Below are 12,285 nucleotides of genomic sequence, written 5' to 3' on the forward strand. Positions count from 1 at the left end.
CGTGTTTGCTTTCCGACGAGTAGTAGTGGAGGTCATAGTTATATTTCGTAGATATTTAGTGAGAAGTATTTGCCAAATTGAGTTATTCGCGTAATCACTTTTTTAGAACCCTCAATTGACTGACAAAACTGTTGTGTTGAAAAGCAGATTTAGAAATCAAAGGTGGTACGCAGTACACCAACATACTGAGTATCGTTGTTGCTGTTGTTCTCTGGATTCAGAATTACCCAGAAACCAGGAGTCACCGAGATGTTATCGTTGACTCGCAAGCGATAAAAAGCTTCGATGTGGTAAGCATTGTCGTTTTCTTGACGGACATCACTGTTAGTAACATGAGGTGGAATACCAACGAGAATTCCCGGAAGGTTGCCTCTACCCCCAAAATCTGGGAAGGAGAGACCAACTGCCCCAAACCAAGCATTAGCAGTGTTACCACTATTGACTAATAGAGAATCTGTTCCACCCCTGCCATTAGAAACATCACTCAAACCAGAGCTCTCGGCAGTTGCCCAAATATATCCACCCCAAGCATGGATTTGGAAGTTAGGCGAAAAGCGATAGTATCCCTGGACACCGACGATGTCGTTGGAAGTAGCAATGCGGTTACCAAAGGGAGCGATTGACAAGGCGCTGCCCCTGCCGCCTGTGATATCAACAGTGCCAGCAGGGTTATATCCATGAGAGTAGGCGACACCTATTGCTGCTTGGTTGCCGTGATAGACTAGATGGGCCAGAGCGTTGTAACCACCATCAAATAAGCCATTTTTCGGAGTTGGGTTATTGGGACTGTTTGCTAAATAGCCTAAGGTCAAAACCAAGTCTTTGCTGATATTCCAGTTAACCGCGCCACCGCCGCCACCGCGCTCGAACAGAAGACTGTTTTTACCAAATAGTGAGGGAATCCCATTGCCATCATCGGCAATTGTGGCAGGAGTTACGTTCTCTGTGATGTCGTTGTAGCCAATACCCACCGGACCGACGACGAAGGAGAGGGAATCACTAACTGGAAAGTAGTAACGGATGTGGGGCACAATTAATGTATTGTTGCTGTCGTTATCGAAATTCAGGCGCGTCATTCCTGTGCCGGTGGCTGCGGCAATCCGGCTAGTGCCATCAGGATTGGTAAAGTTACCAAACTCCAGGCGGACTCGCAACATGTCTTTGCCTGTAAAGCTGCTTTCTAACTGGAGACGACCGCGAGTTGCAAAGAAGACGTTGGATTCATCGCGATCGCCTCCAACTCTGTTACCGAAGGTATCGCTAACGGCAGTAATAATTTGGGCATTTAATTTAGTGGTAGTAGAAAACTGTTGCTGCTCGAGTGTGGCTGTGCGTGCCTCTAACACATCCACCCGCCCACGTAGGGTTGTTAATTCGGCGGCAAATTCTTGTTGCAACTGTTGCAATGTTGCTAAGTCTTGCTTATTGACTAGCTCGCTAGTACTGGTAGTAATTAGCTCACCAATCCGATTCAAGCAGGCATTCAAACCTGCCGCAAATTCATAGCGAGTTAGGGCACGGTTACCGCGGTAGGTGCCATTGGGATAACCTGCAATACAGCCGTAGCGTTCTATCAGCGATTGCAGTGCTTGGAATGCCCAATCGTTTGGTTGTACATCTGATAGCTGAGATACAGAATTTACCTGTTCCTGAATGCTGTCATTATTATCAGCTGCATCAGCTATTTTCAAATTATTGTTTGAGGGTATTGCCCAGACTCCCGGGCATAACAAAAATAAGAGTGAAAAACTGTACAAAAAATTTTTTAGCATGGTATTAAACGAGATACTTGTAAAAACCTGTATTCTTGGTCTCAACAAACATCACCCGTTCGCTGTTCGGCATTTGTCCTACAGCCCTTCGGGCATCCTACGGCGGACGTTGCGCAAGGCTAGCCGTTCTCGTCGTACCCCTGTAGCAGAAAGGTTAGCATTCCCGTAGGGTAGGGTAAAAAGCAATACAGACAGATAATCCCGAATCCCTGAATTTATTAATGGAAGAGAAATAAATATTCTTAGGGGATGCGCTCCAGCAAGATAGCTATGACCTAAATCAGTACTGTTTTTGCAACGACTGAGACGGTTAATTGAAACTGTGATTGGATACCGTGAAGAGCGCTTTAATAATCAGCTATTAGCTCATATTGTTTATCAGGAGCTTAATCTTCACATTAGAGTACCATTAAAATTTGATGGACTGATAACAGAAGATTAAGCTGCATATCGCGTTAAATCTTTTGATTGTTCATCTGGAACGTCTGCGGAGTCGATCGATCATTACCGCCAAGATAATTACTAGTCCCTTGACGACTAGTTGCCAGAAGAAAGATAGGTTTAACAGGGTTAAACCATTGTTGAGAATAGCAATAATCAATGCACCTAGCAGGGTGCCAGTAATAGTACCGATACCGCCTGTAAAGCTGGTGCCACCAAGAATTACAGCCGCGATCGCATCCAACTCGTAACCTTGACCCAATAAGCCACTAGCACTATATAAACGGCTAGCACTCATGATTCCTGCCAAGCCTGCTAGTAATCCACTGACGCCATAGACAAATAGCAATACGCGATTGACTTTGATACCAGTTAAGCGTGCTGCCCGTTCGTTACCTCCAACTGCATATATTTGCACGCCTAACACAGTTTGTCGCAAGATGAACCAACTAACTATGACAGCAAGTAGAGCAATTACTACTAACCAGGGAATGGGGCCCAAATAGCTATTACCTACCCAAGCAAAATTTATGTCACGGTTAATAACTGTTGTCCCCTTCGCGAGCAAATAGGCAACACCCCGCAAGGCGGTAAGTGAACCAAGGGTAACAATAAAGGGTGGCACATCCAAAAAGGTAATTAAAGCGCCGTTCAGTAAGCCCAAAACCAATCCTGTTAGCAATCCAGCTAGCACAGCCGCCCAACCCAGACCTGGAATCAGCGATACTAGCAGCGTAGCTACGGCAGAAACAGCCAATATTGATCCAACCGAAAGGTCAATACCACCGGTGAGGATGACAAACGTCATTCCCGTTGCCAGCACAATATTGATTGATGCCTGGCGTAATATATTGACGGCGTTACCAGGTGAGAGAAAGCTGGGGGTCAAAAATGAAAATAAGATGCAGATAATTAGCAGAATCGGCAGAATCCCTGCAACTTGGATGAGATTGTTAATTGATTGACGCTGGCGCGACACGGGTTGCGTGCCTGGTCTATTTTTGGCAGGTCTTACGGTTTGACTCATGATCCTGATACCTCCCCTGCTCCAGTGGCATAGTGCATAATATTTTCTTGGGTAATTTCTTTGCCAAGGCTGCCGTCTAGTTCGCCTACCAGCTGCCCTTCTCGCATCACCAAGACGCGATCGCTCATACCGACAATTTCTGGTAGTTCGCTGGAAACCATCAAAATCGCAATACCATGTGCTGCCAGTTCGCTCATAATCCGGTAGATTTCGCTTTTAGCACCAATATCTACACCGCGTGTTGGCTCATCGAGCATCAATACTTTCGGCTTAATCGCTAGCCAGCGCGCCAGCAGCAGCTTTTGTTGATTGCCACCGGAAAGATCGACTGCTCTAATTTCCAGATTGGCAAGCCGGATATGAAAGTTTTCTACCGCTTCCGTGGCAATCTGATTGACTGAACCCCAGTTAACAACACCAGCCTTTGCATCCTGCCTGAGTCTGTTGAGAGCAATATTCTTCCGGGAACTCATCTCCAGAAACAAACCTTGATCTTTGCGGTCTTCTGGGACATAGCCTATGCCAACATCAATGGCATCACTAGGACTATTAATATCTAGTCTTTTGCCATCTAGAAATACTTCACCACTTGCTTTACGGTCAGCACCAAAAATTAGCCGGGATAGTTCGGTGCGTCCTGCACCAACCAACCCAGCTAGACCGAGAATCTCACCAGCATGAATTACAAAACTAGCCGGCTCAATCTTGCGGCCGTCACTCATATTTCTAACTTCCAGCACCACTGGCCCAAAATTTGTTCGCCGCTGATGTTCGTAAAAATCCTGCATAGGACGACCGACCATCATTTGTACCAATCGCTGAGCTGAAATTTCCTCGCGTGTCAGACTACCGACGTATTGCCCATCGCGTAGCACGCTAATGCGGTTCGCCAAGGCATACACTTCTTCCATGCGGTGGCTGATATAAATAATGGCAATGCCGTCATTCCGCAGTTTGCGAATAACCTCAAACAAACGCTCAGTCTCGCGGTCAGATAAGGCAGCTGTTGGCTCATCCATCACCAAGATGCGGCTTTTATCTTTCAGGGCCCTGGCAATTTCTACCTGCTGCTGTTCGGCAATAGAGAGAGTACCGACTATATCAGTGATCGCAAAACTAGCACCGAGGCTTTGCAGCACTTGCCGTGCTTCTTCTTCCATACCTTGGCGGTCTAAAAACTGACCCCTGCGTAACTCGCTACCCATAAACATATTTTCGGTAACGGTTAAATTGGGTGCGACATTCAGTTCTTGATAGATAAGATTAATACCCGCCTGTCGCGCTGTTGCTGGATTGGTAATTTTTACAGGGTTACCATTGATGCGAATCTCGCCTTCGTCGGCAATGTAAGCCCCAGCCAGGATTTTCATCAATGTGCTTTTGCCTGCTCCGTTCTCGCCCATGAGAGCGTGAACTTCTCCCGGATAGATTGTGAGATTGACATTTTGCAGAGCAGGTACACCATGAAATCGTTTTGTAATCCCTTGCATTTCTAATACAGGGGTGACAGTTGGCGTATCAGGAAAAGAAGTTTCAGTACTTATTGTCATGAACACATCCTGTATAAACAATATTGGGGCATGGGGCATTGGGCATGGGGCATAGTTCACAATTCTCCTTGTTCCCCCTCATCTCCCTTCCAATGCCCAATTCCTTACCAGCCTTTTTCTGTAGCAACGTTGTCTTTAGTGATCAGCTTGACTGGAATCAGAATGGTGGAATTACTTGGTTTTTTACCATGCAAGATGTCGTTACCAACGTCAACTGCTTTTGCTGCCATTCCTCGGGGATTTTGCGTAGCAGTTGCCGCATATATACCATCTTTGTTGGCGATCGCTTTGATTGCTTCAGGCGCACCATCGACCCCAACAATAAAGAACTCTTTACGTTGTGCTTGGTTGGCTGCTAGTTCTGCTCCCACACCACTCGGATCGTTGATGGCAAAAACAGCATCTATTTTCGGGAAGGTTGTTAGCAAGTCAGTCATAACTCTGAGTCCGCCATCCCGACTGCCTTCTGCATTCTGGTTTTTAGAGAGTATTTTTATACTCGGATATTTCGCCAATACATTCTGGCAGCCATTAACTCGCTGAATTACTGATTCCACCTGAGGTCCATTGACGATTACTACATTTCCTTGGCCTTTGAGTCGGTCAGCAATATATTTACAAGCAACCTCTCCAGCTTGCGCATTATTAGTAGTAACGGTGGCGTCTACTCCTTCCGCACCTGTATCTACTGCAACTATGATTCTCCCGGCTTGCTTAGCTTTATCCACTGCTGGCTTAATGCCAGTTTTATCAGCAGCATTCAGGATAATTACATCGGTGTTGGAAGCAGTGAAGTTTTCAATTTGGTTGGCTTGTTGGTTGAGGTCATAGGCACTGGAAACCACACTAACTTTGACATCATTTCCGCCAATTCTCTTGGCTTCTGCCTTAATTTCGTCCCCCATCAGGACGAAAAAGGGGTTACTGAGATCGCCAGCAGTGAAGGCTACCGAACGTAATTTTTTATCACCAGTGGCAGTATTAGTCTGGGCGCTAGTATTGCTTGCAGTGTTAGTGGCAGTGTTAGTATCAGTGTTACTAGCACTGTTGCCATTCTGAGCGCCATTTGAGCAACCAATAACAGTACCGCTGAGAATGCCTAATATGCTAGCTGCGATCGCAATCTTTTTCACTTTCATATATTTCCTATTTAAAAAATCTCTGAGTCAAGAATCAAGGGTAAATAGATAGTGAGCATTAGTAATAGCTCTTTCCCCCTTGTCCGCTTCAAGAACTACCAGCCTTTGTAGCTGCTGAGGTTCTCTCGGGTGACTAACTTGACTGGAACCAGAATGTTAGAATTACTCAGTTTTTTGCCTTGGATGACATCGTTACCAACCTGAACCGCTTGTTCAGCCATTCCTGCTGGATTTTGAGCAGCAGTTGCCGCAAATACACCATCTTTGTCTTCCATTGCTTTGGTTGCATCTGGCGAACCGTCAACCCCAACAATAAAAAATTCTTTGCGTCTTGCTTGCTTGGCTGCTAAATCTGCGCCTACCCCACTTTGATCGTTAGTGGCAAAAACAGCATCAATTTTGGGAAAGGTTGTGAGCACGTCTGTCATGACTCTGAGTCCACCATCTCTTGTCCCTTCTGCATTCTGGTCTTTAGAGAGGATTTTTATACCTGGATATTGAGCCAATGAAGTCATACAGCCTTCAACTCGCTGGACTATAGAATCCATCTGCGTACCGTTGAGGATGACTACGTTACCTTGGCCTTTGAGGCGATCGCCTATATATTTGCAAGCAATCTCTCCAGCTTGGGTATTGTTAGAGCTAATCATCGCATCGACATCTGCATCAACGGCTGAATCTACCGCAATCACAACCCTACCGGCTTGTCTGGCGTTGTCAATTGCTGGTTTGACTCCTTTTTTGTCAACAGCGCTGAGGATAATTAGGTCAGTTTTCGCTGCGGTAAAATTTTCGATTTGGTTGGTTTGTTGATTCAAGTCAAAGCCACTGGAAACCGCATTAACTCTGACATCACTGCCGATTTTCTTGGCTTGTCTCTCAGCGCCTTTCTGCACTGCTACATAGAAGGGGTTACCTAAGTCGCCAAGGCTAACACCTACTGTTCGCAATTTGCCATTCTGAGTACTAGCTTTAGTCTGGGCACTAGTGTTGATTGCAGTGTTGGTATCAGTGTTAGCAGCACTGTTGTCATTGGGAGAGCTATTTGTGCAACCAACAACAGTACCACTGAGTAAACCTAAGATGCTAACTGCGATCGCGCGAAGCGCAACACCAGAGGAGAACGCAATTCTCTTCATATTCATCTGTATCTAACAACGAATTTTATTTCAGGAAGGTCAGCAGCATATAAATCTGCAATGTCATCCCACTATGAACTAGGCCCGAAGTTTTCAGACCTAACTTAGTGACACTAATAGCTTTTGCCAGTTCAACTCCTCTCAAAGCGTGCTCTAATGCGATTGGAGTTATGGCTACAGTTCCACTAAATTAAATTTTTTGGTTTTTAAAAGAAAACGATGTTCGCTACACTACTTTAAATATTTACACCATTGTTTGTGAAACTTATTTAAAAGTAGGTGAATGAAAACAAGTTTCTCTTCGTTTATTCTGTAGTTAATCCAAAATAAACTTTTTTTCAAAACACCGTTTATTACTAAAGGAATAATAGTTATTCCCTTTTTCTAGTTCTAGAGAAGTATTGGAGATAAATAAGCGGATTTAAGGTTATTTATCAGTTTAGCTAAATTAACGGACAGAGATTAAACCATATTCATAAAAATTAACAGCATCGTAGTAAAAGATTTGATTTGTAATCTGGATTTTGCCAAGTAAGCTGTTGTATAATAACAATCCTCAACAACAAATCATGAAGCAGCAGGGGCAAACATTTAACTTAATAAAATGTAGTAGATTACCCTGCCAAAAAATCCTTCTGAATTATTTGCTAACTTGGCTCAAATATACTGGTCAAGTAAACTTATTTTTTATCGCTATTACAGACATTCTTTAATCCAAAGATTGATTATCTTCTTCTATATAATGTAGTAAAATAGTGATAAAAACAATTTTTTTCTTGGTTGTTTTTCAAGGGTATCTGCACGCTTATTGTATATTTGTACTGATACTAATTCGGTGCCAAATTTAGGAAAATAGACCACCTAATTTCAGCTTGCTCAATAATTTTTGCGCATGATTAGCAACAGAAATCATTTTAATCTCGACAAGCTGTATCAGATATTAATGTGTGCAGTATTGATTCCACCTAATCTTTGCTCCGATTAAAGCTTTAGAATTTAATTATTGCAGGTAAATATTTAGCCACTAAATCTTTATAGTATGGCTTGAGTTGTTCCCAATTTGGAGGATTGGGATTTTTTGAATACAAATCGTAGGGATTGAATAGTTTCACCCACTTAAACATTTCGCGATCGCGTTCATCCATCAAATGTTCGTAGGCATTTTCCCGGTGTTGAGGATAAAATGAGTGATAACGGAGAATGTACAATGCTGGTTCAGGCAAATAAGGTTTCATGATTCGATAAAAATACTCATCATGTCCCCACGACATATGTACATTACTTAATCCGCAATTCGGCTCATACACACCATATTTAGTATTAAATTTTGGGTTATTGTAATCAGGATTCTCTTGAAAAAATTCCGAAAAAACAATTTTATTAGAGAATGCACAACCTACAGGATAGGTATCACCTACAGTAGCCCATTGTGGCTCTCCAAACAAACAAAGCACCTTTCCCATATCATGAAAGAAGCCAGTAAGGACCATCCAGTCAGGATGACCATCAGCGCGAATAGCTTCTGATGTTTGCAACAAGTGCTGTAATTGATCTAAATCTGTATCCGGATCTGAATCATCTACTAATTGATTCAAAAATTCCAGTGCATCCCAAATTGACATTTTTTTCTTGTCAAACTTGGAAAACTCTTCTTCTTTCTTTAATACAAAGTCATAGGTTTGATTAATATGATTTAATCGATAAAACTCTTTGACTGTGTCTCTAGTAGTATTTTCGTAATTCCTGTACTCTGTGGTAGTTTTACCTTCTTGAACAATGCTGTCCAGATCGGGATAGCGATTAAGTAGGTCTTCTTCCCATTCTTCTAGCGAATGCAAGGGATTGTTTTGAGCTTGCTCTATGGCATTTGAAGTTTGAGACATATGTCTTCGTTTTCGATTTTGGATTGTTAAATAGTTGTTTTATGCTTGATGCACACGTGTGCATTAGTTCATGTTTTTATTTTTGCACACGTGTGCAAAGAATGTGTATTAAGTTTCTTTGCAAATTAGTAATAGAGTAATGTTCAGATTGGCTGTGCATTTTCGCTAGCGACGACCATAAAGCAGAGCGATCGCTCTGCTTTATGATTTAGATTTAAGCGGCTTGGTCTTTTCCTGACACCGCTACACTCTTACACCTGCGTCTTTGAAGCTAGGTTAAGCATAATCTCCTAATTATTTAGCAAATAGCCCTGTCATCGGCTGGACTCCTTTAGCTATTTCATTCGCCTGGTTGAGATACTCGGAGATCCCAAAAGCGTCTTCGGTAGTTCGGAGCAAGGAGTAATGATTATAAGGTGTTTTATCTACTACACTTCTAGGGCCGTGGTTGGTAATTACAACTGTCGCAATATGACCACCCCCAAAGTTAGCATTACTTTTGGGGTCAAAACCGCAGCAACCTTGTGTCCCTTTCTTCACAAGTGGATTACTATTTTCATCCCAGGTAATGACGATCGCATTATTACCAGAACTATTCCAAAATTTAGATGTGGTAATTTGTTGGACGACTTTACCAATCGTGGTATCACCAGTTTTAATCAGTTGTTGCAGGTTGGGACATTCCTGCAAACCATGCATTTCATGGCATTGATTGAAGATGATGTGGCTATAGTTGGGAACATTGCCGCTTTGTAAATCTTTCGCCAGTTGGTCAAAACCCACAATCTTGCTAGGCAAATTAGGATCGTCCTGTACTTTTTTAAAGTTCATAAACCCGTTATGTTTTGAGGCATACAGCGCTCGGATTTTGTTGGGTGCAAACACTGCTTTAGAACCTGGGGTAGGAATGTCCTCAAAATAACCCTTCCAAGTCAGACCTTTTTGTTCTAGCTGGTCGATTAAGCTTTTAGCTGTAATAGTATGGTTAGCGTAGTCTGACCTGTGAGAACTTGGGCAAAACTGGTATTTACTCCCTACCTGGCAATAAAATGCATCATCGTCATGAATGCCAAAGGTACTACCACCAAGCATGGCAATATAGTTAGCTTCGCTAGGATGTACTTCGCCGTAAAAGTTACTAGCTAAACCGTAGGTTTTTGCAAGTTGATTAATTATTGGTGCATTGGAATTGCCAATAATTTGGTCATAAGATTTGTTTTCCTCAACAATGACAAAAATATGCTCGTATTTAGGAATTGCTTGGTCTTTTTTTGCTGAGATTGAGGTTGCTAAGGCTTGGTTTTTGTTTTGTGTCTGCCTAGATAATTGAGTTTTAGAGGTGCAAGCGATCGCAGTTAAGCTTAAACTCAATAAACCAAGAGCAAAAATTATCTCTTTCGGCGTGTAACGTGCTGACATAACTACTATAAACTTTTAGTCTTACCCGCCGTTGAGTATACGCTGTTTTGCTCTAATTCGCTCAAATTTGCTTGGCGCGATCGCACCTTAACATACTCGCTTCGTGTCCGGTCGCTTTCAAATACTGATACACAAGTCCTTTACAAAATTTTAACTTGTATGTTGGTCTAAAAACTTTCCTTGCTCGTCTGCAACAGCAGGAGTAATCTTAGATCTTTAAAAGATAAATTTCCTGCTATGCGCCTAACCTCACTTGATGTTTTTCGAGGTATTACCATTGCTGGCATGATTCTCGTGAATATGGCGGGAGTCGCAGATGATAAATATCCTCCCTTAGACCATGCCGCATGGAACGGCTGCACTCCAACTGACTTGGTATTTCCCTTTTTTCTGTTCATTATCGGTGTGGCGATGACTTTCTCGCTGTCAAAGTACACCGAAGGTGAAAAACCTCAATCAGCCGTTTACTGGCGGATTTTACGCCGTGCGGCAATTCTCTTTGCCTTAGGCTTGCTGCTAAACGGTTTTTGGAATAAAGGTGTTTGGACTTTCGACCTCAGTAGCATCCGGCTTATGGGAGTGTTACAAAGAATTAGTCTGGCTTACCTATTTGCTTCCATAACAGTTCTCAAGTTACCGCGTAAAGGGCAATGGATATTGGCAGGCGTGCTACTCATCGGCTATTGGTTGGCAATGATGTATGTACCCGTACCTGGTTATGGTGCTGGTGTATTGACACGGGAAGGTAACCTCGGCGCATATATTGATCGATTGATTATACCGAAAGCACATCTGTATAAGGGCGATAATTTCAACTTCATGGGAGATCCAGAAGGACTTTTCAGTACCATTCCCGCTATTGTGAGCGTCCTGGCTGGCTATTTCACAGGACAATGGATACGTAGCCAGACAGTACAATCTCGTATAAGTATAGGTTTAGCTTTATTTGGCATCGGTTGCTTAATTATTGGTTGGATGTGGGGGTGGACATTTCCGATCAACAAAAAAATCTGGACAAGTTCCTACGTTGTCTTTACCAGTGGTTGGGCTTTACTTTTGTTAGCTGCTTGTTACGAACTCATCGAAGTCCGGCGGATACGTCGTTGGGGTAAACCATTTGAAATCATGGGCTTAAATGCGATCGCCCTTTTCGTAGCTTCTGTTTTACTGATTAAAATCTTAGTGAGAACCAATATCGGCACTGGTGAAAAAGCCCCCAGCACCTACGATTGGATTTACCAGAATATTTTCGCTTCTTGGGCTGGAACCTTTAACGGTTCATTCTTGTTTGCCCTTGTCACTGTATTATTTTGGTGGTTAGTTGCAGTAATTATGTATCGCCAACGCTGGTTTTTCAAAGTTTAATACCAATTCGTAATTCGTAATTAAGAAAGTTAGATTTTATCTGGGTTATCGGGCAATACAGTTCAGTTAAGAAAATTCATTGACAACAAAGCTCACAAATAATTACTAAACAAAAAACCGAACAATTATTTTGGAGGGGGCTTGGGGGACGCAACCGTCACCCAATCGGGGGTTTGGGGGAAAATCCCCCAAATCTTGGTTTTTGTCCGACAGATGAGAACTCTGATCACCTTAACTGAACCGTATTGGGTTATCGGGTTTAAATCTGTTGTCCACTTTTTGAGAATTGAGATAAACTCTGCGTTATTCTGCCAGACACAAAGACATAAAAAACAACTTTGCGACGGACACTTTGACGCCAATTGCTACCTTGCGGAAAGCCGACGGCAGTTCCTACCTTTCGGAAACGCTTGAGAGCGAACAAGTCCGGCGATCAAACGGACTGCTTTGGAAACCCGCCCACGCAAGTGTCCTCGTCTTTAGACCTCTTGCACGAATAATGTAAGCATGAAAAAATACAGGTCAAAAAACAAAGAGCAATGAGCTACGA

At 42.9% G+C, this 12,285-nt stretch carries 8 protein-coding genes; 1 reads left to right on the forward strand and 7 read right to left on the reverse strand.

What is annotated here, in order from left to right; genetic code table 11:
- Window positions 1–149: 149 nt before the first annotated feature.
- The 7 genes from BV375_RS33925 to BV375_RS33955 all read right to left on the reverse strand — a co-directional run bounded on the left by BV375_RS33925 (window position 150) and on the right by BV375_RS33955 (window position 10,370).
- Complete coding sequence (locus tag BV375_RS33925; protein ID WP_243714140.1) at window positions 150–1,691, reverse strand: iron uptake porin; 1,542 nt, start codon at window positions 1,689–1,691, stop codon at window positions 150–152.
- 553 nt (window positions 1,692–2,244) lie between these two features.
- Window positions 2,245–3,240, reverse strand: a complete 996-nt coding sequence (locus tag BV375_RS33930; RefSeq protein WP_086768786.1) for a ribose ABC transporter permease — start codon at window positions 3,238–3,240, stop codon at window positions 2,245–2,247.
- Window positions 3,237–4,790 (reverse strand): sugar ABC transporter ATP-binding protein, encoded by a 1,554-nt coding sequence (locus tag BV375_RS33935; RefSeq protein ID WP_086768788.1) that lies wholly within the window; start codon window positions 4,788–4,790, stop codon window positions 3,237–3,239. Before BV375_RS33935 ends, BV375_RS33930 begins: the two co-directional genes overlap by 4 nt.
- A gap of 104 nt (window positions 4,791–4,894) precedes the next feature.
- Entirely contained in the window at window positions 4,895–5,929 is a 1,035-nt protein-coding gene (locus BV375_RS33940) for an ABC transporter substrate-binding protein (RefSeq protein ID WP_086768790.1), read from the reverse strand.
- Window positions 5,930–6,024: 95 nt separating this feature from the next.
- The gene (locus tag BV375_RS33945) at window positions 6,025–7,068 is read right to left on the reverse strand and encodes an ABC transporter substrate-binding protein (protein ID WP_339376821.1); all 1,044 of its coding nucleotides are present in this window, start codon (window positions 7,066–7,068) and stop codon (window positions 6,025–6,027) included.
- Window positions 7,069–8,057: 989 nt separating this feature from the next.
- A complete protein-coding gene (locus BV375_RS33950) occupies window positions 8,058–8,951 on the reverse strand; it encodes an inositol oxygenase family protein (RefSeq protein WP_086768794.1) in 894 nt (297 codons plus the stop codon).
- Between the two features lie 294 nt (window positions 8,952–9,245).
- Window positions 9,246–10,370 (reverse strand): alkaline phosphatase family protein, encoded by a 1,125-nt coding sequence (locus BV375_RS33955; protein ID WP_086768796.1) that lies wholly within the window; start codon window positions 10,368–10,370, stop codon window positions 9,246–9,248.
- Window positions 10,371–10,607: 237 nt separating this feature from the next.
- On the opposite strand from BV375_RS33955, the gene BV375_RS33960 reads away from it, so the two are divergent.
- Window positions 10,608–11,735 carry an acyltransferase family protein gene (locus BV375_RS33960; RefSeq protein ID WP_086768798.1) on the forward strand — a complete coding sequence of 376 codons (1,128 nt, stop codon included), beginning with the start codon at window positions 10,608–10,610 and terminating at the stop codon, window positions 11,733–11,735.
- Window positions 11,736–12,285 lie beyond the last annotated feature (550 nt).

The organism is Nostoc sp. 106C (assembly GCF_002154725.1).
Classification (GTDB): Bacteria; Cyanobacteriota; Cyanobacteriia; order Cyanobacteriales; family Nostocaceae; genus Aulosira.